Source organism: Amycolatopsis heterodermiae (assembly GCF_034929455.1).
Classification (GTDB): Bacteria; Actinomycetota; Actinomycetes; order Mycobacteriales; family Pseudonocardiaceae; genus Amycolatopsis; species Amycolatopsis heterodermiae.
Genome location: NZ_JAYFSI010000001.1, coordinates 1,469,977 through 1,491,858, shown reverse-complemented (window position 1 = coordinate 1,491,858; position 21,882 = coordinate 1,469,977). Strand labels below are relative to the sequence as shown.

The following is a 21,882-nucleotide window of genomic DNA, read 5'->3' as shown; positions in this document are numbered from 1 at the left end:
GGAGCAGTTTCGACACGCGGTCCAGCGGAGTGATGAAGCGAAAAGATCACCGTTTACGCCTGTGTGGGTGACCGAAGTGTTCCATAGTGGACGACGGTGACCAGCTGTGATGCCTCGGCTCGCCCGGGATGATCTTCAGGGGGAGGCGCAAGGTTTTGCCGTTAATCAATTGCGGTCGAGTTCGCCGCTTCCGCATCCGGCACGTAAGGGTTAGAAAACTTCCCTATCCGGTGATCGGGTGGCTTATCTCCGATACGGCGGGTATCGCTTTAACCCGTCAGGTCTCCCGAGGCCAGGAGGTAAAGGGTATGAAAGGCAAGTTCGGGCGGTCCATCGCCCTGGTAGCCGCCGGCAGTCTGCTGGCAGTCGCGACGGCGGGGATCGCTTCGGCGAGCCCGGACGGGGGCAAGGGTTCCTCCAGCACCCAGGCCCTCGCCGCGCAGGTTCTGCAAATGCGTGACGACCTGACCAAGGTGGCCTACGCGGGCAACGTCGGCGCCACGCGGTCCGACCTGGGCCAGATGAGCCCGGTGCTGTCGGACATCGCCGCCGGCAAGCGCTACACGATCCAGACCGACACCCAGCAGCTCGCCGGGCTGGCCAAGGGCCGCGCGGACGAGTCCGCCCGGCTGCTGACCGACCCGACGGCCAAGGCGCGCCAGCTGCCACCGTTGCCGCTGCCGATCCCGTCGTTGCCGGACCTGCCGGGCCCGCTGAAGATCGTCAGCGACCTGGTGAAGGCCCTGCTGGGCGCGGTAACGGGCATCTTGGGCGGTTTGCTGGGCGGCCTCCCGGTGCCGCCGCTGCCGGTCCCGCCCCTGCCTGTACCGGCAGGCTGAGTACGTCTACCGCAGAAACAGGGGGGCCCGGAGCCCGGCCGCGGACATTCCTCCGCGCCGGGCTCCGGGTCGTTTCCCGGGGCGGTGCCGGTGGCAGCTTGCGCTCTTGGCAAGCCCGGTCGCCGAGGGGTGGTCCGGTGGGCGTCCGCGCGTTCGGTTGCCTGCGGGAGGTTCGGCTGCGGTGGCAGCTCGCGCTCTTGGTGATGCCCGTCGCCCAGGCTGGTCCGGCGGGCGTCTTCGCGTTCGATCGCCTGCGGGAGGTTCGGCTGTGGCGGTAGCTCGCGCTCTTGGTGATGCCTGGTCGCCGGGGCTGATCCGCCGTTCACCCGTGGCAGGCACGGCTGCGGCGGTAGCTCTCGCTCTTGGCAAGCCCGGTCGCCGAGGCTGGTCTGGCAAACCTCCGCGCATTCGGTCACCCGCAGGAGACTCTCGCTCTTGGCGCCACCTGAGCGCCGGGGCTGGCCCGCCGGGCGTCCGGGGGTGCTCAGTCGCCCGCGGCAGCTATGGCTGCGGTGGCAGTTCGCGGTTTTGGTGATGCCCGGTCGCCGAGGCCGGTGTCCGCGCCTCTGGGTGCGTTCGATCACCGTGGCAGGCTCGGCTGCGGTGGTTGTGCCGGTCACTCAGGTGTAGTCCGTCCCATGTGGACAATCCTGGCCCCGGTGTCAGTCGCGAATGGACAGACCCTGCCGCAGGGCGCCGGCCATTTCGGCTAGGGCTTCGCGGAATCTTGTGCCCACCCCGGTGAAGTTGATGAATCCGTGGATCAGGTCCTCGTGGCGGCGCAGCGCCACCTCGACTCCGGCGTCGGCGAGCTTCTTCGCGTATGCCTCTCCTTCGTCGCGCAGGGGGTCGAAGCCCGCTGTCACCACCAGGGCCGGGGGAAGGCCGCTCAGGTCGTCCGCGCGCAGCGGGGACAAGCGCGGGTCGGTCAGGTCGCTGCCCTTCGGCACGTAGTGGCCCTCGAACCACTTCATGTGCACGTCGGTGAGGAACAGGTTTTCGGCGAACAGGTCCTGTGAGCGGTAGCGCTGCGCGAAGTCCGTTGCCGGGTAGATCAGCAGCTGGAACGCCGGTGCCGGGCCGCCGCGGCGTACTGCCTGCTGGGCCGTCACCGCGGCGAGGTTGCCGCCCGCGCTGTCGCCGCCGACCGCTATCCGCGCTGGGTCGGCGCCTAGGTCGCCGGCCTTGGCGTGGGCGAAGTCGAACGCCGCCAGTGCGTCGTCGGCGGCTGCCGGGAACGGGAACTCCGGGGCCAGCCGGTACTCGATCGACAGCACCCGCACGCCGGCGTGCTTGGCCAGGAAGCGGACGGCGTTGTCGTGGCTCGCGCGGGTGCCGATCACCCAGCCGCCGCCGTGGAAGAACACCAGCAGCGGCGACTTCTCCGGCAGCCCGACCGGCGTGTAGAGCGTCGCCGGCAGGTCGCCGTCCGGCGTCGGCACGGCGATCTCGCGCACCGAGACCGGCTCGATCGGCTTGCCGCTCACCAGGTGCCTGCCCACGTCGAGCAGCGCGCGGGAGCTTTCGACCGAGCCGCTGACCAGCTCCGCGCGGGCGATCTTCTGCAGCCGCAGCAGCAGCTGGGCGTCGAGCGCGAGGTCCTGCCCGTCGAGGCGCACCGGGCGGCCCGCCACCGCCCGCCGCACCGGCCGGGGCAGCCAGAACGCGAGCTGGGACGCGGCGGCCTGGACGCGGACCGGGAACGGGATCGCCATCGTTGCCTCCTGTGCATCGGTGCGGCGCAGATGTTACTTGTCGGTAGGTAGCAGGTCCAGTGCGGCGCCGGGTGTGACCGGGGCCTCCGTCCCAAAGTCTGGTCCTCCAGTTAAGTGGAGGGGTTAGCCTGGAAAGCGTGACTTCAGCCAGGACGGTCAATGTGCTCGGGATCGGCGGCTCTCTGCGCGAGGGCTCGCAGTCCGAACGCGCGTTGCAGATCGCGCTCGCCGCGGCCGCGGAAACCGGCGTCCGGACGCGGCTGCTGTCGGGGCCGGACCTGGTGCTGCCCTTTTACGACGCGGGCGAGTTGGAGCGTGACGAACGCGCGAAGCAACTCGTCGACGCCGTCCGCCACGCCGACGGCCTCATCGTCGTCTCGCCCGGCTACCACGGCGCGCTGTCCGGGCTGGTCAAGAACGCCCTGGACTACGTCGAGGACCTCCGAGACGACGTCCGCCCCTACCTCGACGGGCGCGCCGTCGGCCTCGCCGCCGTCGCCTACGGCTGGCAAGCCGCGGTGACGACGCTCGAGCAGCTGCGCACGATCACGCACGCGCTGCGCGGCTGGGCCACACCGCTGGGTGGTTCGATCAACTCGGCCGAGACCAAGTTCGACGACGGCGGCGGCGCGTCCGACGAGAAGAGCATCCGCACGCTTCGCCTGATCGGCCGCCAGGTCGCCGAGTTCGCCGTGTCGCGCCACTCCTAAAGTTTCACCCGGTCGTTGCCGGGTAACCGAAGTACGTGATGCCTGCCATGTAGGGGCACTGTTCCGCGGCTGCGGGATGTTGTTCCCAGTGAGACGCTCGACGCCGAGCGTCCCCGGACAGAAAGCAGGCGAAGAATGGGTCAGGCGATCTACACCGCGGTGGCGACGGCACGCGGAGACGGCCGCAACGGCGAGGTCACCTCGTCCGACGGCGTCATCGACGAGTCGTTGGCCATCCCGAAGGAGATGGGTGGCCCCGGCGGGGACAAGACGAACCCCGAGCAGCTCTTCGCCGCCGGCTACTCGGCGTGCTTCCACAGCGCGCTGCAGCTGGTCGCGCGTCAGGCCAAGGTGCCGCTGCACGACACGACCGTCACGGCCGAGGTCAGCGTCCTCAAGCAGGACGTCGGGTTCGGACTCGGCGTCGCGCTGAAGGTCTCGCTGCCGGGTGCCGAGCAGGCGCAGGCCGACCAGCTGGTCGAGCAGGCCCACCAGGTCTGCCCCTACTCCAACGCCACCCGCGGGAACATCGAGGTCGCGCTCTCCGCGACCGTCTGATCCCCGCCTCAGTTCGAGGAAAGGATCACCGCACATGTCCACCTCTCCGATCAAGAGCCCGCTGGCCGAGGCCGACAAGGAGATCACCGGCAACGCCCTCCAGGCGACGCTGGTCGACCTCGTCGATCTCTCGCTGATCGCCAAGCAGGCGCACTGGAACGTCGTCGGCGCGAACTTCCGCAGCGCGCACCTGCAGCTCGACGAGCTCGTGACCACCGCGCGCGAGTACGTCGACCAGGTCGCCGAGCGGGCGAACGCCATCGGCGTCTCGCCGAACGGCAAGGCGAAGACCGTCGTCGAGAGCTCCGGGCTGCCCGACTACCCGGACAACTGGCAGTCGGTCGAGTCGACGGTCGCCGCGATCGTCGACATCCTCTCGGCCCTCATCGGGCGGCTGCGCAAGCGCATCGACGAGACCGACAAGAGCGACCTCGTGACGCAGGACCTGCTGATCGAGATCACCCGTGCCCTCGAAGAGGCGCACTGGATGTGGCAGGCCCAGCAGGCCTGACCTCGTCCGCGAACGGCCGGTTCCCACGGGAGCCGGCCTTTCGCGCGCTCAGTGGTGGAACGCCGTCGCCTTGGCTGGGTCCTTGGGGCGGCCTCCTTCCTCCTGCAGCTCCGGGAGGATCCGCGCCAGGTCGGCCAGGAGCAGGTCCGCCAGGTCGTGCGTGAAGCCGTTGCGGACCACGATCCGCAGCACCGCCAGGTCCGTGCGGTTGTCCGGGAACGTGTACGCCGGCACCAGCCAGCCGCGCTCGCGCAGCCTGCGGGAGACGTCGAACACGTCGAAGCCCGCGTCCGGGCGGGTGGTCACGGCGAACACCGGCAGCTGGTCGCCGCGGGTCAGCAGCTCGAACGGGCCCAGGCCGGCGATCCCGGCCGACAGGTGCATCGCCACGTCACGCGACGCCTGTTGCACCGCGCGGAATCCCTCGCGCCCGAGCCGGACGAACGTGTAGTACTGCGCCGCGACTTCGGCGCCGGGGCGGGAGAAGTTGAGCGCGAACGTCGGCATGTCGCCGCCCAGGTAGTTGACGTTGAACACGAGCTCCGACGGCAGCGCCGCCTGGTTCCGCCAGATCACCCAGCCGACACCCGGGTACACCAGCCCGTACTTGTGCCCGGAGGTGTTGATCGACGCGACCCGCGGCAGCCGGAAGTCCCACTCCAGGTCCGGGTCGAGGAACGGCGCGATCATCGCGCCGGACGCGCCGTCGACGTGCACCGGGATGTCCCAGCCCGCGCGCTCCTGCAGTGCGTCGAGCGCCGCCGCGATCTCGGCCACCGGCTCGTAGCTGCCGTCGAACGTCGACCCGAGGATCGCCACCACACCGATCGTGTTCTCGTCGCAGCGCGCGACCGCCTCCTCCGCGGAGAGGTGGTACCGGTCTCCCTCCATCGGTACCAGCCGCGGCTCGACCTCCCAGTACTCGCAGAACTTTTCCCAGCAGACCTGGACGTTCACGCCCATCACCAGGTTCGGTTTCCCGGTGCGGCCCAGCTTCGACCAGCGCCGCTTCAGCGCCATCCCGGCGAGCATGCAGGCCTCGGACGACCCGGTGGTCGAGCAGCCCATGACGTCGGCCGGGTCGGGAGCGTGCCACAGGTCGGCGAGGATGTTCACGCAGCGCCGCTCCAGCTCGGCGGTCTGCGGGTACTCGTCCTTGTCGATCATGTTCTTGTCGACGCACTCGGCCATCAGCTCACGCGCCTGCGGCTCCATCCACGTCGTGACGAACGTGGCGAGGTTCAGGCGGGCGTTGCCGTCGAGCATCAGCTCGTCACGCACCAGCTGCAGCGCCGTGTCCGGCGGCAGTGGCGTGTCAAGCAGCTTGTCGTGCGGCATGACGAAGCCCGACGCGAGCGCCGGGTTGGTCCCGGCGTACATCGGATTCGTGCCGCCGACGCGGCTCGGGCTGTCGGTTTTCCCCTGATGCAACACCATGAAAGCGACGTTAGCGCCATCCGCCGACAGCGGCGCGCGCGAAAGGTCGGTCCTGGTCCGAATCGGACCGGAACCGACCTTTCGCGGCAAAAATCAGCGCCGGATCGCGAGCAGAACCCACGTGATTGGACCCGGAACTCGCGTGATCAAGGACGGAACCGACGTGATCGAAGCCGGGCCTCGCGTGATCGGGCCCCGAACCCGCGTGATGAGGGTTGGAACTCGCCGGTTCCGGGCCCAATCACGCGGGAGACGGGCCGATCGTGCGGGAGACGGGCCGATCGTGCGGGAGACGGGCCGATCGTGCGGGAGACGGGCCGATCGTGCGGGAGACGGGCCGATCGTGCGGGAGACGGGTCAATCACGAGGGAGACGGGTCCGATCACGCGAAACACGGGTCCGATCACGCGGATACAGCCTCGATCACGCGGGAGACGAGGCCGGTCACCTGGGATACGGCCTCGATCACGCGGGTCACGCGAGCCAAGAGGTCAGTGCCAGGACTTGGCGCGGGCGTACTGGTCCGGCCAGCGAACGTCGCCGTCGAGGACGTTGGCCGCGCGCAGCGGCCAGTGCGGGTCGCGCAGCAGGGCCCTGGCCAGGAAGACCGCGTCCGCCGAACCCGAGGCGACGATCTCCTCCGCCTGCTCCGGGTCGGTGATCATGCCCACCGAGCCGGTCGGCACGCCCGTCTCGGAGCGGATCCGGGCGGCGAACGGGACCTGGTAGCCCGGCCCGACCGGGATGTCCGGGTTCGGGGTGTTGCCGCCCGAGGACGCGTCGATCAGGTCGACACCCCGCTCCGCCAGCAGCTTCGTGAGACGCACCGAGTCCTCGATCGTCCAGCCGCCTTCCGTCCAGTCGGACGACGACAGCCGCGCGAACAACGGCACCGACTGACCCACCTCGGCACGCACCGCGTCGGTGATCTCCAGCGCCAGCCGGGTGCGGCCCTCGAAGTCGCCGCCGTAGCGGTCCGTGCGGGAGTTCGACAGCGGCGACAGGAACTGGTGCACCAGGTACCCGTGCGCGAAGTGCAGCTCGAGCAGGTCGAACCCGGCGTCCAGGGCTCGGCGCGCCCCGGCCGCGAACGCCGCCGGCAGCGCGCTCACCTCGTCCGTCGAAAGGGGACGCGCCGGGGCGTACGGGCCGAACGCCTGCCGGTCCGCGCCGACGCTCTGCCAGCCACCCTCGTCGACAGGGACGCTGCCGGAGCCTTCCCACGGGCGTTTCGTCGATCCCTTGCGGCCCGCGTGGGCCAGCTGCATGCCGATCGACGTGCCCTGGGCGTGCACGAAGTCCACGATCCGGCGCCACGCGTCGGCGTGCGCCTCGCTCCAGATGCCGGTGTCCTGCGGGCTGATCCGGCCTTCGGGCGTGACGGCGGTGGCCTCGGTCAGGACCAGGCCGGCGCCGCCGGTGGCGAACTGGCCGAGGTGGACGAGGTGCCAGTCGCCCGGCAGGCCGTCGGTCGCGGAGTACTGGCACATCGGGGACACCCACGCGCGGTTCGGCAGCGTCAGGCCGCGGACGGTGATCGGGCTGAAGAGTCGGCTCACAACTCCGGTCAACGACACGTGCCCGCGGTCTCTTCCCGTCGCCAGCGCGGGTACCGGCGAGTAGCGTCACACCCATGGGTGTCGCTGCAGACGAACGTCAGGCGTTGAGCTCGCTCTTCGAAGACCTCGGGCCCGACGCGCCGACGTTGTGCGAAGGCTGGACGACGCGGGATCTCGCCGCGCACCTCGTCGTGCGCGAGCACCGGGTCGATGCCGCGCCGGGCATCGCCGTGCCCGCGCTCGCCGGGTACACGAAGAAGGTCCAGGACCGCTACGCCGCGAAGCCGTGGCCGAACCTGGTCGACCAGGTGCGGCAGGGGCCGTCGAAGTTCTGGCCCACCTCGATCGGCCCGCTCGACGAGCTGACCAACGGCGCGGAGTTCCTCGTCCACCACGAGGACGTCCGTCGTGCTCAGCCGGACTGGAAGGCGCGCCCGGCCGACCCGGCCCGGGACGCCACCGCGTGGCGCTCGGCGAAGGGCGCCGCGAAGCTCAACCTGCGCAAGTCGCCGGTCGGCGTCACCCTCCGGACCACCGACGGCCGCGAGGCCGCGGTCAAGACCGGGCCGGACCCGGTGACGGTCGTCGGGGACCCGGTCGACCTGCTGCTGTTCGTGTTCGGCCGCGACGCCGTGAACCTGGACTTCCAGGGTGACCCCGCCGCCGTCGCGAAGCTTCAGGCGGTCAAGCGGGGGCTCTAGGCTGTGCGCCATGCCGATGATCAGTGTTTCGATGTTCCCCGGCCGCACGCCCGCGCAGAAGAGCGCCCTGGTGCGCGAGCTGACGGACGCCTTCATCCGCACCTGCGGGGGTAAGCCGGAGGGCGTCCAGGTGACGCTGATCGAGGTGGGCGCGGACCACTGGGCCACCGGCGGCGTCCTGCACTCCGATCGCTGAAAGCCGTGAAGGCCAGGCGGATTCACGCGGTGGTTGCAACACCCGGTGTCTGCTGCTCGAAGAGTAACGCGGTGAGGACCTCGGCTGGTGTTCGCCAGCCGAGGGTCTCCCGCGGCCGCCCGTTCAACTCCGCCGCCACCCGCACCAACTCCGCCGCGTCATGCTGGGACAAGTCGGTGCCTTTCGGGAAGTACTGACGCAGGAGACCGTTGGTGTTCTCGTTGCTGCCCCGCTGCCACGGCGAGTGCGGGTCACAAAAGTAGATCTCCAACCCGGTGTCCACGGTGATCTTCCGGTGATGGGCCATCTCCTTGCCCTGATCCCAGGTCAACGACCCCAGCAGCAACGGCGGCAACGTCGCGATCATCTCCGTCATCGCCACCGCGACCGTGGCCGCGTCCCGTCCGTCGGGCAGGTGCAGCAACATCACAAACCGGGTCGAGCGTTCCACCAGCGTCCCGATCGCCGACCGGTTGTCCTTGCCCAGGATCAGGTCCCCTTCCCAATGACCCGGGACGGACCGGTCAGCGACCTCGGCCGGCCGTTCACTGACGTTGACCATGTCCTGGATCCCGCCCGAGGGCCGTCCCCGGCGGGCCTGGGCCTGGCGTTGCGGCATCCGCAATGCCCGCCCGGTCCGCAACGCCGCCGTCAGCTCCCGGCGCAACGCACCTCGGCCTTGCACATACAGCGACTGGTAGATCGTTTCGTGTGACACCCGCATCTCCGGCCGGTCAGGAAAATCCAGGACCAGTCTCTCGGAGATCTGCCGGGGCGACCACTTGCGGTTCAGCCCGGCCTGCACCACCGTCCGCAACGCGCGGTCGGTGGCCAGCTTCGCCGGTTTGGGGCGTTTCGCGCGGTGCTCGGCCCGGTGCTGGGCGCTGCTGGCCCGGTAGTTGCCGGTCAGGCCGGTGTTGCGGGCCAGTTCCCGTGACACGGTCGAGGCCGGGCGTCCGATCGCGCGGCCGATGGCTCGGGGGCCGTGACCTGCGGCGGTGAGGCAGGCGATCTCGTCCCGCTCGGCGATGCTCAACCGGGTTGGGCCAAGCCGGGCTGGTGCGTTGCTGATCACCCCGCCAGCTTGGCGGAACAGCCGCACCCCGGTAGTCGGGGCGAAGCCGGCCGCTGTCGCGGCCGGCTTCGCTGCCGTCCCGGCCCGGATCTGGTCCCAGAAGTCCAGCTGGACTGATCGTGGTAGCCAGCGGTGCACTCGCACCATCTGCAATCCCACCTTTCATTGAGGTGGTGTTGCAACGACCCCATGACTCCGAGCCACCTTGAGGGACTCAGAGTCCCTCAAGGTGGCCTTCACGGACTAGCGCAGGCCGAGCGCCCGCTGGGCGAAGTTGACCTCGATGGAGGTCTGCTTGATCGTCTCGGCGATCACCAGCGAGCCGTGGCCGGCGTCGTAGCGGTAGAACTCGTGGTGCAGCTCGCGCCCGCCCAGCCGGTCGAGGTAGTTCTCGATCTGCCGGATCGGGCAGCGCGGGTCGTTGTCCCCCGCGAGCACGAGCACCGGCGCCGTGACGGCGTCGACGTACGTGATCGGCGAGCACTCCCGGTACACCGCCGGCACGTCGTCGGGCGAACCGCCGAAGAGCGCGCGGTCGAACGAGCGCAGCTGCTCCATCTCGTCCTCGTACGCGGCGACGTAGTCGGCCACCGGCACCCCGGCGACGGCCGCCGCCCACCGGGTCGGCTGGGTGCCGATCGCCAGCAGGGACAGGTAACCGCCCCACGAAGCGCCGTTGACGACGCACTTCTTCGGGTCGCTGAGTCCACTTTGGACGGCCCAGTCGTGCACCGAGGCGACGTCCTCCAGTTCGGTCAGCCCCGGACGGCCCTCGATGGCGTCGCGCCAGGCCGAGCCGTAGCCGGTCGAGCCGCGGTAGTTGACCTCGACCACGGCGAACCCGGCGTCGAGCCAGGTCGCGCGGTAGGCCGAGAAGCGGTCCTCGTCGGCCGCGTGCGGGCCGCCGTGCAGGGAGAACACCGTCGGCAGCGGACCCTCCGGCGCCCCGGACGGCCGCGAGACCAGCGCGTGGATCCGCCCGCCGACCCCTTCGACGAACGCGTCGGTCACCGGCTCGGACCCCGGTGCCCGGTCGCCCGGCGGCTCGAGCAGCACCGCGTCGGCGCCGTCGGCCGTGCGCGCCCGGACGGCGGCCGGCTCGGCCGCGCTCGACCAGGAGTACTCGACGGTCCCGTCGGGACGGACGCCGGCGCCGCCGATCCGGCCCGCCGGAGTGTCCACAGAGGACAGCTCGGCCGAGTCGAGGTCGTAGCGGTACAACGCACTGCGGCCTTCGTGGAAGTGGACGACGAGCAGGGCCCGCGCGTCCGGGTACCAGCCGGCGACGACCTCGCCGGGCAGGTCCAGCTCGATCTCCGTCTCGGTGTCCTCGCGGACGTCCCAGACCAGCAGCTCCTCGCGGCCCCGCCGTTCGTGCAGGACCAGCAGCCGCTGGTCGCCGGGCAGCGGGGAGAACTCCAGGGCGGACAGGCCCTTGCCCTCGCCGTCCCACTTCTCGGCGACCGCAGCGAAACCGTCGGTCGCGAGCACGCGCAGCGCCGGGTGGCGCGAGTCGCCGTGCTCGGAGTGGGAGATGGCGATCAGGCTCTCGTCGCGGGAGAGCGACGTGATGCCGGCGTCGTCCGCGTGGCTGTAGAAGCGGTGGGTCTCGCCGTCGATCCGGGCGAACAGCTCACTGCCGTCGTCGGTCGAGACGCCGACCGCGACGAGCTTCGTGCCGATCTCGAGGCCGGCCGGGTAGCCGTCGTGGACGTCCGGCACCGCGTTCTCGGGCTTGCTGCCCTCGGTCGCGGCGAACGGCTCGCGCACCCACGAGCCGAACTCGTCGCCGTCGGTGTCGTCGAACCACCAGATCCACTCGCCGTCCGGGGACGGCGTGGCGTGCATGGTGCCGTTGGGCCGATCGGTGACGCGGCGGTGCTCGCCGGTCGCCCGGTTCCAGGCGTAGACCTCCCAGACACCGCTGGAATTGGAGACGTAAAGGTTCGAATCGGGGGCGTCGCGAGCCCAGTCGGGCACGGAAATGCGCGGCGCGTGGAAGCGGGCGCGCCAGCGGGCTTCGGTCTCGGCCTCGTCGAACAGCCGGTCCGGGACCACCGCGGGCGGATATTGGTTGGCTGACTGCGTGCTCACCCCTCGATCCTGCCACCTTCTGGCCGTACTGTGTGCGGGGTGCTGGAGGGTTACGCGCCGGGCTACGGGCGAGACGCGGTTTCGATGATGTCCGCGCGCACGGCTGCCGAGCGCGCGACGTTCGCCCAGCCGCTGTTCGGGCCGGGGATGTGGGTGGTCGACCTCGGCTGCGGCCCGGGCTCGATCACGCTGGGGCTGGGCGCCGAGTCGCGCGTCACCGGGGTCGACGTCGACGCCGGCCAGATCGCGATGGCGCGCGACGTCGCGCGCCGCGCCGGTCGGTCCACTGTGGACTTCCTGGCGGCGTCGGCCTACCGGCTGCCGTTCGCCGACGGCAGTTTCGACGTCGCGTTCTCGCACGCGCTGTTCGAGCACCTCGCCGCACCGCTGGACGCGCTGGCGGAGCTGCGTCGCGTCCTGAAGCCGGGCGGCAGGCTCGCGCTGTCCACTTCGGACTGGAGCAAGGCGCGGCTGCGCCCGAAGACGGCGAACGTCGACGCGGCCCTGCGCGGCCACTACCTCCTGCGCCGCCGGGCGGGCGGTGACCCGTTCGCCGGGCGCCGGATCGCCGACCACTGCGCGGCGGCGGGGTTCACGGAGATCGTCTCGCGCGCCCGCTACCGCGAGGACATGACGTACCGGGACCTCGCGAAGTACGTCGAGTCCCGGTTGGACGCGGCGATCGCGGACCCCGACTACGGCCGGGACCGGGACCAGCTGGCGAGCGCCGCGCGATCCGCGTGGACGTGGGTCAGAAGTGGTGACGGCGATTTCAGCCAGTGCTGGGTGGAACTGACCGCGACGCGGTAGTACCCGGAAACCAGAAGAGCCGGTGTCCGAAGACACCGGCTCTTACTCGTCGGGGTGGCGGGATTCGAACCCACGACCTCCTCGACCCGAACGAGGCACGCTACCAAGCTGCGCCACACCCCGAGGTACTGCTTAACGGGTCGTGGAGAAGTCTAGCGGACGTTGTCGCGGGCTTTACGGCGGGCCGCCTTACGGGGTTCGTCGGCGCCCGATCCGCGCGGGACCAGCGTCAACAGGCTCGCTTCCGGCGGGCACGCGAACCGCGCCGGGGCCCACGGCGACGTGCCAAGGCCGGCCGAAACGTGCAGCCACATGTGCGCGCCCCAGCGGGAGGCGCCGCGGGCGCGGCTGCGATCCAGGTCACAGTTGGTGACGATCGCGCCGTAACCCGGGAGACGCAGCTGGCCGCCGTGGGTGTGGCCGGCGAGCACGAGGTCGTAACCGTCCGTGGCGAACGTGTCGAGGACCCGCGGCTCCGGCGAGTGCGTCACGCCGATGCGGACGGCCGCGCCGCTGTCGGCCGGGCCGGAGATGTCGGCGTAGCGGTCGCGGCGCAGGTGCGGGTCGTCGACGCCGGCGGCGAACACCCGCTGCCCGCCGACGTCGATCGTGCGGCGCACGTGCGTCAGGTCGGTCCAGCCGTGCTCGACGAACGCCGCGCGCAGGTCGCGCCACGGCAGCTGGACGCCGTGGATGCGCTTCTTCTTGCCCTTCGGCATCAGGTAGCGGGCCGGGTTCTTGGGTTTCGGCGCGTAGTAGTCGTTGCTGCCGAAGACGAACACGCCGGGCCGCTCGAGCAGCGGGCCGAGCGCGCGCAGCACCGACGGGACGGCCTGGTGGTGCGACAGGTTGTCCCCGGTGTTGACGACGAGGTCCGGGTTCAGCTCGTTCAGGGCGGCGACCCAGCGCTGCTTGCTGTGGTGGCTCGGCAGCATGTGCAGGTCCGAAACGTGCAGGATGGTGAACGGTCGCGACCCCGGCGCGAGCACCGGGAGCTCGGCGGTGCGCAGGGTCCAGTGGCGCCGTTCGATGCCGACGGCGTAACCGAGGGTCGCGGCGCCGAGCGCCAGCGTCCCCGCGGCGAGGCGTGCCGCCTTCGCCCCCGACGTGGATTTGTTACTGAGCGTGCTCACGGGGTCCAGGATACGTGCTCAACAGTTGGATGACTTCGCCGCCGTTACGGGGAACCTGCCGCTTAGCATTTGCGTCGGCCCGTAGAAGGGAATCGAGCCGGGGGGCTTGGGGAGAGCGATGGAGCAGTTCGGGCCGTACCGGATCGAGGGCCTGCTCGGCCGCGGTGGCATGGGCGAGGTCCACCGCGCCTACGACACGGCGCACGACCGCGTCGTCGCGCTGAAGCTGTTGTCCGGGCCGAACGCGGCGGACGAGGCGTTCCGCGCGCGGTTCCGCCGTGAGTCGCAGATCGTGGCGCGGCTGCGGGAGCCGCACGTGATCCCGATCCACGCGTACGGGGAGATCGACGGGCAGCTGTACCTCGACATGCGGCTGGTCGAGGGCAAGGACCTGAAGGAGCTGCTCGAAGACGGGCCGCTGACGCCCGGGCGCGCGGCGGGGATCGTCGAGCAGGTGGCGGGCGCGCTGGACGCCGCGCACGAGGACGGCCTGGTGCACCGCGACGTCAAGCCGTCGAATGTGCTCGTCACGACCGGCGACTTCGTGTACCTCGTGGACTTCGGCATCGCGCGCTCGATGAGCGGCGAGGGCACGTCCATCACCGGCACCGGCAACGTGATCGGCACGCTCGACTACATGGCGCCGGAACGCTTCGGCGACGCCCCGATCACCGGGCTCGTCGACGTCTACGCGCTTGCGTGCGTGTTCTTCGAATGCCTCACCGGGCACCGTCCGTTCCAGGCCGACGGTGCGGCCGCGCAGATGGGCGCGCACCTGACCGCGCCGCCGCCCGTGCTTTCGCAGGCGCGGCCGGGCGTGCCGGCCGCGCTGGACGCCGTGGTGGCGCGCGGGATGGCGAAGAACCCGGCCGACCGCTACCCGACGGCGGCCGCGTTCGCCGAAGCCGTCCGGAACGCGCTGGCCACGCCGACGTCGGCGCCGGTGCCGATCCCGACGTGGCAGAAGACCCTGCCCGGACCGGTGACCCCGCCACGTCCGATGCCGACTCTCCCGGCGCAGCACGCCGTGTCCGCGCCAATGACGCCGCCGCGCCCGACCTACGTCGGCCCGCCGACCGGGCCGTACCCCGGCCCGCCGACGGGCCCGCGGCCGATGACCGGGCCGGCGCCGTCCCCGCCGCAGCCGCCGAAGTCCCCGCGGGGCCGGTGGATCGCGTTGTGCAGCGCGCTCGCCGGGATCGTCGTGGTCGCGTTGCTGGTCACGTACTTCGTGAGCAGGGACAAGACGACCCAGACGGGCAGCCCGGGGCCGACGCCGCCAGTGACCGTCAACCCGCCCGCGACGTCGACGCCGCCCGCCACGTCGTCGTCCTCGACGCCACCACCGTCCACATCGGAATCGAAACCGCCGCCACCGCAGCACGACGAGAAGCTGTATGCGGCGCTTCCGGCGGTCTACAAGCAGAACACGTGCGAAGACGCGGCGACCCCGGCCGGCGCGGCCGCCGCCGTCGAGTGCGGCGATTCGAACGTCGGCGACGTCAAGTCGGGCAACGTGGTCTTCCCCCAGCCGACGGGCGCGAAGTTCCTGCGCTTCGCCGACGCGGCGGCGATGGACGCGTTCTTCCAGGACATCGTCAAGACCCAGGGCCTCACCCGCAACGACGCGCAGGGCGCCTGCCGGCCGCTGAAGTACCCGAAGATCTGGGGCACGTACTACCGCGCGGAGACCCGCAACCCGGTCCCGGGCGACTACCTGACGTGCTTCCTCGGCGAGCCGGCCCAGCTGGTGTGGACGGACGCGAAGACCCTCACGGCCGGCATCCTCCTGTCCACGAAGGTCACGAACACCGACCAGCTGGACCAGCTCTACTACTGGTGGAACGAGCAGATCCTGGTGGACATGCCCGGCTGAGGGCTACCGGCCCGGCCCGCCCATGTACTGCGGGTCGGGCTGCGGCAGGTCCACGTGCGGCTGGCTGCCGTCCATGATGTTCTTCATCGCGCCGAACCACGTCCGCGCCGGGGCCTTGCCGCCGAAGATGTTCCCGCTGCCGCAGACCCGGACGTTGCCCGGGCCCGCGTCGCAGATACCGCCCTGGCCGCCGCCGAACTTGAACGTCATCGCCGCGCCCGCCATCTGGGGCGTGCCGCCGACGAAGGTCGCAGAGACGTTGCCCTGCGTGGTGCCCGTCTTGCCGATGATCGGGCGGTCCCAGCCGACGGCGGCCGCGGCGGCCGCCGACGTGCCGCCCGGCTGGTCGTCCTTGCTCATGCCGACGGCCAGGGTGTTCGCCAGGCCTTCGGGCACCGCCTGCTCGCAGCCGGCTTCCTTGACCGGCACCGGCTGGCCGTTGCGGTCGGTCACGCCGGCGATCGGCGTCGGCGGGCACCAGACGCCGCCGGAGAGGATCGTCGCCGCGACGTTGCCCAGTTCCAGGCCGCTCAGCGGCGAGAAGCCCAGCGTGAACGCGCCGAAGCCCGGCCAGCCCGGCCGGGGGCCGTAGTACTCGGCCTGGCTCTGGCTCTTCTCGGCCTTGTCCGCCTTCGGGTCGACCGTGCCGCCGCCGATGTTGCTCGCCATCGTGTCGCGCATGCCGAGCCGCTTGGCCATGTCGATGCCCGGTGCCGTGCTGCCCAGCCGGTCTTCCAGTTCGACGAAAGCGGTGTTCGGTGAGGTCGCGAGTGCGGTCTGCACCGTCGCGCCCTGGGCGATCCGGCTGTAGTCACCGGCGTTGCCCACGCAGTACCAGTTCGAACGCAGGGGCGGCCCGGTCGGCGGGCACGTCTTCGCGCCACCGGTGAACACGCGGGAGGTGTAGGAGTCGGGCACCTCGATCGGCGAGTAGATCCCCGCCACGCCCTTCTCCATCGCCGCGGCCGTGGTGAAGATCTTGTACGTCGACCCGGCGCCACCCGTGTTGTAGACACCCGCGGGCAGCGCGTACGTCGTCTGGCCCTGATCCTGGTCCTGGCCGTAGTCGCGGTTGGCCGCCAGCGCCACCACCTCGTGCCGGTTCTTGCCCGGCCGGATCAGCGACAGCGTGTTCGCGACGTACGGCTGGGTCTTCTTGACCTGCGCCTCCGCCGAGACCTTCGCCTCGTGGTTGGCCCGCTGGTCCAGCGTCGTCTTGATCGTGTAGCCGCCCGTGTAGAGCTGGTCCTTGCTCATCCCGGACTTGACCAGGTAGTCCTCGACGTACTGGCAGAAGAACCCGGCCTCCGGGCCCGCGCCGATGCAGTTGGCCGGCGGCTTCGCCGGGAAGTCCGGCACGACACCCAGCGGCTCGCCCTTGAAGCGGTCGGCGTCGGCCTTGGCCAGCTTCTTGTTCTCGACCATCCGGTCGAGGACCAGGTTGCGGCGCGCGGTCGCCTTGTCCGCGTGCTTCCACGGGTCGTTGTTGATCGGGTTGTTCACCAGGCCGGCCAGCAGCGCGGCCTGCGGCACGGTCAGCTTCTCCGGCGTGGTGTTGAAGTACGCGTGCGCGGCGGCGCCGATCCCGTAGATCTGCCGGGAGAACTCGACGATGTTCAGGTAGCCGGCCAGGATCTGCTGCTTGGTCAGCTTCGTCTCGAGCTGGATCGCGATCCGCGCTTCCTTCAGCTTGCGGGCGACCGACTGCTCCTGGGCCTTCTTCTGCCCGACCGTGTCACCGCGGTAGACGACGTTGATCAGGTAGTTCTTGATGTACTGCTGCGTGATCGTCGACGCACCCTGCGTGTCCGCGCCGGTGCTGTTGCTGACGGCCGCGCGCAGCGTGCCCTGCCAGTCGACGCCGTGGTGGTCGTAGAACCGCTTGTCCTCGACCGAGACCAGGGCCCACTTCATGGCCTCGTTGATCTGGTTCTCGTTGATCGGCAGCCGGTACTGGTCGTACAACGTCGCGATCGGGGTGCCGGCGCTGTCGGTGACGGTCGTGACCAGAGGCGGCGGGATGTCCGCGAGGTCGGACGACGTCTTCTCGACGGTCTCGCTGGCCTGGTTCGACATCACACCGGCCGCCCCCACGACCGGGAAGAGCATGCCGGCGACGAGCACCCCCGCGAGCAGGCAGAGGCCGATGAGCTTGAACAAACCATCCGCTTTTCGCACGAGGGCCAGGCTACCCGGAGTGAGTCAGGCGCCGGTGACGCCGTGTCCCCACAGGTGTGAGTTCAGTGACAAAACCGACCCCCTTCGGTGACATCTGGTAACAGAAGGCATTCTAGGTCTTGGCGGGGGGAACCGAGGGCCCCTACAGTCCGTCAACGTCTCACGAAGAAAAGCCGTCAGACGGATCAATGCGAGTGGGAGCTCGCTTGGTCCGAACGGCGGCACCGGCACCGGGGAGGTGCCCGGTCAACCGACGTGAGCAGAGGGAGACACGCTCGCGGGGGCAAGGAGCGCAGTGCCTTTCCCCGCTGGTGCGTCGAACACCAGGTAGGGAGCTGGGGGTATGGAAACCAACCAGTCGAGCTGGCGAATCAACGCGTCCTGCCGGGACGCCGATCCGGACGGCCTGTTCGTCCGGGGTGCGGAGCAGAACCGGGCGAAAGCCGTCTGCATGGGCTGCCCGGTCCGCACGGAATGCCTCGCCGAAGCACTCGACGGCCGGATCAACTTCGGTGTCTGGGGCGGTATGACCGAACGGGAACGGCGGGCCCTGCTGCGCCGCCGTCCCGACGTGGTGAGCTGGGCCGAGCTGCTCGAAGCGGCCAAGAGGGACGCCCTGGAACGGGTCGAAGTCGGCTGACCGCTCGTGAGTGTTTAGGGCGGTTAGAACCGCCCTAAACACTCACGACGCGAGCTTCACGCCGATGTCGCGCAGGCCCTCGAGGTCGTGCACGTCACCGGCCAGCGCGGGCACCCGGGCCAGCGCCACCTCGGGGTGGGCCCGGGTGAACCGCGCGAGCAGCCGTTCCTCACGGCCGGCGAGCTCGACGCGGTCGGCGTGCAGCCGCAGCACGGCTTCGGCCAGCGGCGCGTTCACGTCGCCCTCCTGCAGGGACTCGGCCGCGGCCAGCGCCTCGCTGCCGGACAGCTTCGCGAGCACCGGGTGCGTCCGGTTCGCGATCAGCCCGGCCAGCGGCATCGACTCGGCCGAGAGCCGTTCGACGAAGTAGGACGCCTCGCGCAGCGCGTCCGGCTCCGGCGCGGCCACGACCAGGAACGACGTCCCCGACGAGCGCAGCAGCTCGGCGGTCTTGCGGGCGCGCTCGCGGAAGCCGCCGAACATGCTGTCGAAGGCCTGCATGAACGCCGACGCGTCGGTCAGCAGCTGGCCGCCGATGATCGTCGAGACGGCCTTGGCGAACATCGAGAACCCGGCGTTGACGACCTTGCGCAGGCCCCAGCCGCCGGCCTTCGCCGGGCCGGTGAGCAGCCGGATCATCCGGCCGTCCAGCGCGGACGAAAGCCGGGTCGGCGCGTCGAGGAAGTCCAGCGCGGAGCGGCTCGGCGGGGTGTCGACGATGATCAGGTCCCAGTCGCCGGTGGCCGCGAGCTGGCCCAGCTTCTCCATCGCCATGTACTCCTGCGTGCCGGAGAACGACGTGGAAATGGTCTGGTAGAAGGGGTTCTGCAGCAGCTGCTCGGCGCGTTCCGGCCCGGCGTGCACGCGCACCATGTCGTCGAACGTGCGGCGCATGTCGAGCATCATCGCCCACAGCTCGCCCTTGGGTTCGAACCCTTCGACCTGCACCTGCCGCGGGTGGTTGCCCAGCTCGCGCAGGCCGAGCGCCTGCGCCAGGCGCCGCGCGGGGTCGATGGTGAGCACGACGGTCTGGCGGCCGCGCTCGGCCGCGCGCAGCGCCAGGGCCGCGGCGGTGGTGGTCTTGCCGACGCCGCCGGAACCGCAGCAGACGATCACGCGGCTCTCCGGCGCGTCGAGCAGTGCGTCGATGTCGATGTCGGTCACAGCCGCACCCCCTGGTCGGTCAGTGCCTCGGCCAGCTCGTAGAGCGCCCCGACGTCGACGCCGCCGGTGAGGTCCGGCAGCTCGAGCGTCGGCAGGTCGGCTTCGGCGAGCTGCTCGCGGGCCCGCTGTTCGGCGGCGACCCGCACGGCGTGCTCGACGGTCTCCTCGACCAGCGCGTCCAGCGTGGTGTCGGGCAGCTTCAGCCCGGCCGACGCGAGCCCGGTGCGGACGCGGGAGGCGTCGACGCGCCCGTCGGCCGCGGCCAGCACCGAGCGGGCCGGCAGCCGCGGCGGGCGGACCCGGTTGACCAGCACCGCGCCGGGGCGCAGGTCGGCGCCGTCCAGCTCGGCCACGGCCTCGACGGTCTCGCGGACCGGCATCTCCTCCAGCAGCGTGGCGATGTGGATCACGGTCTCGCCGGAGTGCAGCAGCCGGACGACGCCGTCGGCCTGGCCGCGGATCGGGCCGGTCTTCGCCAGGTCGGTCAGGGCCTTGGTGACGTCGAGGAACTTGACGACCCGGCCGGTCGGCGGCGAATCGACGACCACGGCGTCGTACGTGTGCCGCCCGTCGGACTCGGTGCGCCCGACGCACTCCTTGACCTTCCCGGTGAGCAGGACGTCCCGCAGGCCCGGCGCGAGCGTGGTCGCGAACTCGATCGCGCCCATCCGCCGCAGCGTCCGGCCGGCGAAGCCCAGGTTGTAGAACATCTCGAAGTACTCGAGCAGCGCGGCTTCGACGTCGATGTGCAGCGCGCGCAGCTCACCACCGCCGGGGACGGACGCGATCCGCTGCTCGGCGTAGGGCAGCGGCTCGGTGTCGAAGAGCTGGGCGATGCCCTGACGGCCCTCGACCTCGATCAGCAGCACCCGGCGCCCCTCGCGGGCGAGCGCGAGGCCGAGCGCGGCCGCCAGCGTCGTCTTGCCGGTCCCGCCCTTGCCGGTGACGAAGTGCAGCCGGGCGCGGGCAAGCTCGTCGGTCCAGCCGGCATGGGAAGTGGTCACTTCTTCACCCTAAACCGGTGCTCAGCTGGCCAGCAGCATGACGCTGACCGCAGCCGCGACGGCGGCCACCAGCAGCCAGGTGGCCAGGCCCGGCAGCACCGTGAGCATCAGCACACCGACGACCACCAGGAGGGTGAACGTGACCACGCCGCCGAGCGCGACCTGCCCCGAACTCTGCGTCCGGTCGCGCACCTTCGCCATCACGACCAGCACGAGCGGCAGCCCGGCCGCGGCCAGCAGGGCCGTCGCGATCACCCGCCACGTTTCCACGTGCCCACGCTAGCGGTCCGGCGCCGGATGTGAGGTGGCCCACAACGAGTGATCGTTCACTCGGACGGGGTCACCCGGACGTCAACCCTTTCCGGGGCCCTTTTCCGGCGGCGGCCCCCGGCGCCCTTGCCCGCTTGGCTACGCTCCCGGGCTATGAGCGCCACCAAGTGGGAGTACTCGACGGTCCCTCTGCTGATCCACGCCACGAAGCAGATCCTCGACCAGTGGGGCGAGGACGGCTGGGAGCTGGTCACCGTCCTGCCGAACCCGACGGGCGAGCAGCACGTCGCGTACCTCAAGCGTCCGAAGGGCTGATCGGCGTGAGCTGGAGCGAACGGCTGAAGGAACTCGGCGTCGAGCTGCCCGGCGTGGCCGCTCCGCTGGCCGCCTACGTGCCCGCCGTGCAGAGCGGCAAGCACGTCTACACCTCGGGTCAGCTGCCCTTCGTCGACGGCGTGCTCGCCGCGACCGGCAAGGTCGGCGCGGAGATCAGCCCCGAGGAGGCGAAGGGGCACGCGCGCACCTCGGCGCTCAACGCGCTCGCGGCGGTGCACGCACTGGTCGGCATTGACAACGTCGCGCGGATCGTCAAGGTTGTCGGCTTCGTGGCTTCCGCGGAGGGCTTCACCGGCCAGCCCGCGGTCGTCAACGGCGCGTCCGAACTGCTCGGGGAGGTCTTCGGCGACGCGGGTGTCCACGCCCGCTCGGCCGTCGGCGTCGCGGAGCTGCCGATCGGGTCGCCGGTGGAGGTCGAACTGATCGTGGAGGTGCAGTGATGGATCCGGACATCGAGCAGTCCACCCACGAGCTGCTGCTCCGGCTGGCCGGGCGGCTGCCCGACCAGCTGCTGTGGCGCTTCCGGGACTGGCTCGGCGAGGGCGCGATGGGCACCCTCGCCCGGACGCTGCCGAGGTCTTTGCTTAAGCACAGGATTGACCTCGACCAGACCGAGTACCGGCTGCTCGTGGCCGGGCTGATCCCGCACGGCGCCGACTGGCACCAGGTGAGTTCGACCCTGGGGGTAGACGACGTCACCGAGAACAGGTACACATTCACGTCGAGTGCGCCCGAATGGGTTAACTCGGTCGACTCCGTGTCCGTTCTGATCCACGCAACGTTGCGGGGACGCCCGGACGTGGGGGAAGTGCGGCAGAGCTGGCGGCACGTCGGTGTCGTCGGTCAAGGGACGGCCAAGCGTGTCCTGCTGATCACCGCGCTGTCGGGGCTGCCGAGGTTGACCGGCGAACTGCAGCGGGTGCTGCGGGTACTGGGCGACGAAGAGCCCAGCGTCGAGGTCATCCCGCCGCGATTCGACCTGCCGGGCTACCACCGGGCCGCGCTGGCCGATTCAGAGCTGGTCTGCGTGGGCGCGGTGGCGGGCAACCGGCTCGTAGCCGCTTAACGCTCGCTCC

The 21,882-nt window shown here is 70.6% G+C and carries 22 protein-coding genes and 1 tRNA gene; 12 read left to right on the top strand and 11 right to left on the bottom strand.

Features of this window, described 5'->3' with window-relative positions; all coding sequences use genetic code 11:
• The first annotated feature begins 308 nt into the window (after positions 1-308).
• Entirely contained in the window at positions 309-839 is a 531-nt protein-coding gene (locus tag VA596_RS07275) for a hypothetical protein (RefSeq protein ID WP_323324540.1), read from the top strand.
• A gap of 662 nt (positions 840-1,501) precedes the next feature.
• On the opposite strand, the gene VA596_RS07270 is transcribed toward VA596_RS07275, so the two are convergent.
• The gene (locus VA596_RS07270) at positions 1,502-2,554 is read right to left on the bottom strand and encodes an alpha/beta hydrolase (RefSeq protein WP_323324539.1); all 1,053 of its coding nucleotides are present in this window, start codon (positions 2,552-2,554) and stop codon (positions 1,502-1,504) included.
• A 137-nt stretch (positions 2,555-2,691) separates the two neighbouring features.
• Here VA596_RS07270 and VA596_RS07265 point away from each other — a divergent pair, with 137 nt between their 5' ends.
• The 3 genes from VA596_RS07265 to VA596_RS07255 all read left to right on the top strand — a co-directional run bounded on the left by VA596_RS07265 (position 2,692) and on the right by VA596_RS07255 (position 4,333).
• Positions 2,692-3,264 carry an NADPH-dependent FMN reductase gene (locus tag VA596_RS07265; RefSeq protein ID WP_323324538.1) on the top strand — a complete coding sequence of 191 codons (573 nt, stop codon included), beginning with the start codon at positions 2,692-2,694 and terminating at the stop codon, positions 3,262-3,264.
• A 135-nt stretch (positions 3,265-3,399) separates the two neighbouring features.
• The gene (locus VA596_RS07260; protein WP_323324537.1) at positions 3,400-3,822 is read left to right on the top strand and encodes an organic hydroperoxide resistance protein; all 423 of its coding nucleotides are present in this window, start codon (positions 3,400-3,402) and stop codon (positions 3,820-3,822) included.
• Between the two features lie 34 nt (positions 3,823-3,856).
• Positions 3,857-4,333: a Dps family protein gene (locus VA596_RS07255; RefSeq protein ID WP_323324536.1), complete on the top strand. Its 477-nt coding sequence runs from the start codon at positions 3,857-3,859 to the stop codon at positions 4,331-4,333.
• Positions 4,334-4,381: 48 nt separating this feature from the next.
• Here VA596_RS07255 and VA596_RS07250 read toward each other — a convergent pair whose 3' ends face one another.
• Both VA596_RS07250 and VA596_RS07245 read right to left on the bottom strand, forming a co-directional pair.
• The gene (locus VA596_RS07250; protein ID WP_323324535.1) at positions 4,382-5,770 is read right to left on the bottom strand and encodes a glutamate decarboxylase; all 1,389 of its coding nucleotides are present in this window, start codon (positions 5,768-5,770) and stop codon (positions 4,382-4,384) included.
• 491 nt (positions 5,771-6,261) lie between these two features.
• Positions 6,262-7,329: an NADH:flavin oxidoreductase/NADH oxidase gene (locus VA596_RS07245; RefSeq protein ID WP_323324534.1), complete on the bottom strand. Its 1,068-nt coding sequence runs from the start codon at positions 7,327-7,329 to the stop codon at positions 6,262-6,264.
• A 74-nt stretch (positions 7,330-7,403) separates the two neighbouring features.
• On the opposite strand from VA596_RS07245, the gene VA596_RS07240 reads away from it, so the two are divergent.
• Together VA596_RS07240 and VA596_RS07235 are read left to right on the top strand one after the other, a co-directional pair.
• Entirely contained in the window at positions 7,404-8,030 is a 627-nt protein-coding gene (locus VA596_RS07240; RefSeq protein ID WP_323324533.1) for a TIGR03085 family metal-binding protein, read from the top strand.
• A 10-nt stretch (positions 8,031-8,040) separates the two neighbouring features.
• A complete protein-coding gene (locus tag VA596_RS07235) occupies positions 8,041-8,226 on the top strand; it encodes a tautomerase family protein (RefSeq protein WP_323324532.1) in 186 nt (61 codons plus the stop codon).
• 22 nt (positions 8,227-8,248) lie between these two features.
• On the opposite strand, the gene VA596_RS07230 is transcribed toward VA596_RS07235, so the two are convergent.
• Together VA596_RS07230 and VA596_RS07225 are read right to left on the bottom strand one after the other, a co-directional pair.
• A complete protein-coding gene (locus tag VA596_RS07230) occupies positions 8,249-9,448 on the bottom strand; it encodes an IS30 family transposase (RefSeq protein ID WP_323324531.1) in 1,200 nt (399 codons plus the stop codon).
• Between the two features lie 96 nt (positions 9,449-9,544).
• Entirely contained in the window at positions 9,545-11,395 is a 1,851-nt protein-coding gene (locus VA596_RS07225) for a prolyl oligopeptidase family serine peptidase (RefSeq protein WP_323324530.1), read from the bottom strand.
• Positions 11,396-11,434: 39 nt separating this feature from the next.
• On the opposite strand from VA596_RS07225, the gene VA596_RS07220 reads away from it, so the two are divergent.
• A complete protein-coding gene (locus VA596_RS07220; RefSeq protein WP_323324529.1) occupies positions 11,435-12,205 on the top strand; it encodes a methyltransferase domain-containing protein in 771 nt (256 codons plus the stop codon).
• Between the two features lie 49 nt (positions 12,206-12,254).
• Here VA596_RS07220 and VA596_RS07215 read toward each other — a convergent pair.
• Positions 12,255-12,328: transfer RNA gene (locus VA596_RS07215), tRNA-Pro, on the bottom strand.
• A gap of 29 nt (positions 12,329-12,357) precedes the next feature.
• Entirely contained in the window at positions 12,358-13,338 is a 981-nt protein-coding gene (locus VA596_RS07210; RefSeq protein WP_323324528.1) for a metallophosphoesterase, read from the bottom strand.
• Positions 13,339-13,456: 118 nt separating this feature from the next.
• Between VA596_RS07210 and VA596_RS07205 the strand changes: the two genes are divergently transcribed.
• On the top strand, positions 13,457-15,214 hold the full coding sequence (locus VA596_RS07205) for a serine/threonine-protein kinase (protein ID WP_323324527.1): 1,758 nt from the start codon (positions 13,457-13,459) through the stop codon (positions 15,212-15,214).
• Between the two features lie 3 nt (positions 15,215-15,217).
• Here the strand turns inward: VA596_RS07205 and VA596_RS07200 are convergent, their stop codons facing one another.
• The gene (locus tag VA596_RS07200; RefSeq protein WP_323324526.1) at positions 15,218-17,392 is read right to left on the bottom strand and encodes a transglycosylase domain-containing protein; all 2,175 of its coding nucleotides are present in this window, start codon (positions 17,390-17,392) and stop codon (positions 15,218-15,220) included.
• A gap of 343 nt (positions 17,393-17,735) precedes the next feature.
• On the opposite strand from VA596_RS07200, the gene VA596_RS07195 reads away from it, so the two are divergent.
• Positions 17,736-18,032 (top strand): WhiB family transcriptional regulator, encoded by a 297-nt coding sequence (locus tag VA596_RS07195; RefSeq protein WP_323324525.1) that lies wholly within the window; start codon positions 17,736-17,738, stop codon positions 18,030-18,032.
• A 42-nt stretch (positions 18,033-18,074) separates the two neighbouring features.
• On the opposite strand, the gene VA596_RS07190 is transcribed toward VA596_RS07195, so the two are convergent.
• The 3 genes from VA596_RS07190 to VA596_RS07180 are packed head-to-tail and all read right to left on the bottom strand — an operon-like array spanning position 18,075 to position 20,470.
• Positions 18,075-19,196: an ArsA family ATPase gene (locus VA596_RS07190; RefSeq protein ID WP_323324524.1), complete on the bottom strand. Its 1,122-nt coding sequence runs from the start codon at positions 19,194-19,196 to the stop codon at positions 18,075-18,077.
• Positions 19,193-20,200, bottom strand: a complete 1,008-nt coding sequence (locus tag VA596_RS07185; protein WP_247058882.1) for an ArsA-related P-loop ATPase — start codon at positions 20,198-20,200, stop codon at positions 19,193-19,195. Before VA596_RS07185 ends, VA596_RS07190 begins: the two co-directional genes overlap by 4 nt.
• Positions 20,201-20,221: 21 nt before the next feature.
• Positions 20,222-20,470, bottom strand: coding sequence for a hypothetical protein (locus VA596_RS07180; protein ID WP_323324523.1), 249 nt, complete (start codon positions 20,468-20,470; stop codon positions 20,222-20,224).
• Positions 20,471-20,623: 153 nt separating this feature from the next.
• Here VA596_RS07180 and VA596_RS07175 point away from each other — a divergent pair, with 153 nt between their 5' ends.
• From VA596_RS07175 to VA596_RS07165, 3 genes are read left to right on the top strand one after another with little or no spacing between them, the layout of a single operon-like run.
• Positions 20,624-20,785, top strand: a complete 162-nt coding sequence (locus tag VA596_RS07175) for a DUF4177 domain-containing protein (RefSeq protein ID WP_020642049.1) — start codon at positions 20,624-20,626, stop codon at positions 20,783-20,785.
• A gap of 5 nt (positions 20,786-20,790) precedes the next feature.
• Positions 20,791-21,246: a RidA family protein gene (locus VA596_RS07170; RefSeq protein ID WP_323324522.1), complete on the top strand. Its 456-nt coding sequence runs from the start codon at positions 20,791-20,793 to the stop codon at positions 21,244-21,246.
• Positions 21,246-21,872 (top strand): hypothetical protein, encoded by a 627-nt coding sequence (locus VA596_RS07165; RefSeq protein ID WP_247058879.1) that lies wholly within the window; start codon positions 21,246-21,248, stop codon positions 21,870-21,872. The genes VA596_RS07170 and VA596_RS07165 overlap by 1 nt, the downstream gene beginning before the upstream one ends.
• The last annotated feature ends 10 nt before the right edge of the window (positions 21,873-21,882 follow it).

Bases quoted from the DNA above. Each gene is read 5' to 3' on its own strand.
- VA596_RS07270 (WP_323324539.1), bottom strand. From the start codon at position 2,554: ATGGCGATCCCGTTCCCGGTCCGCGTCCAGGCCGCCGCGTCCCAGCTC.
- VA596_RS07165 (WP_247058879.1), top strand. From the start codon at position 21,246: ATGGATCCGGACATCGAGCAGTCCACCCACGAGCTGCTGCTCCGGCTG.
- VA596_RS07260 (WP_323324537.1), top strand. From the start codon at position 3,400: ATGGGTCAGGCGATCTACACCGCGGTGGCGACGGCACGCGGAGACGGC.
- VA596_RS07175 (WP_020642049.1), top strand. From the start codon at position 20,624: ATGAGCGCCACCAAGTGGGAGTACTCGACGGTCCCTCTGCTGATCCAC.
- VA596_RS07275 (WP_323324540.1), top strand. From the start codon at position 309: ATGAAAGGCAAGTTCGGGCGGTCCATCGCCCTGGTAGCCGCCGGCAGT.
- VA596_RS07235 (WP_323324532.1), top strand. From the start codon at position 8,041: ATGCCGATGATCAGTGTTTCGATGTTCCCCGGCCGCACGCCCGCGCAG.
- VA596_RS07205 (WP_323324527.1), top strand. From the start codon at position 13,457: ATGGAGCAGTTCGGGCCGTACCGGATCGAGGGCCTGCTCGGCCGCGGT.
- VA596_RS07250 (WP_323324535.1), bottom strand. From the start codon at position 5,770: ATGGTGTTGCATCAGGGGAAAACCGACAGCCCGAGCCGCGTCGGCGGC.
- VA596_RS07230 (WP_323324531.1), bottom strand. From the start codon at position 9,448: ATGGTGCGAGTGCACCGCTGGCTACCACGATCAGTCCAGCTGGACTTC.
- VA596_RS07240 (WP_323324533.1), top strand. From the start codon at position 7,404: ATGGGTGTCGCTGCAGACGAACGTCAGGCGTTGAGCTCGCTCTTCGAA.
- VA596_RS07255 (WP_323324536.1), top strand. From the start codon at position 3,857: ATGTCCACCTCTCCGATCAAGAGCCCGCTGGCCGAGGCCGACAAGGAG.
- VA596_RS07195 (WP_323324525.1), top strand. From the start codon at position 17,736: ATGGAAACCAACCAGTCGAGCTGGCGAATCAACGCGTCCTGCCGGGAC.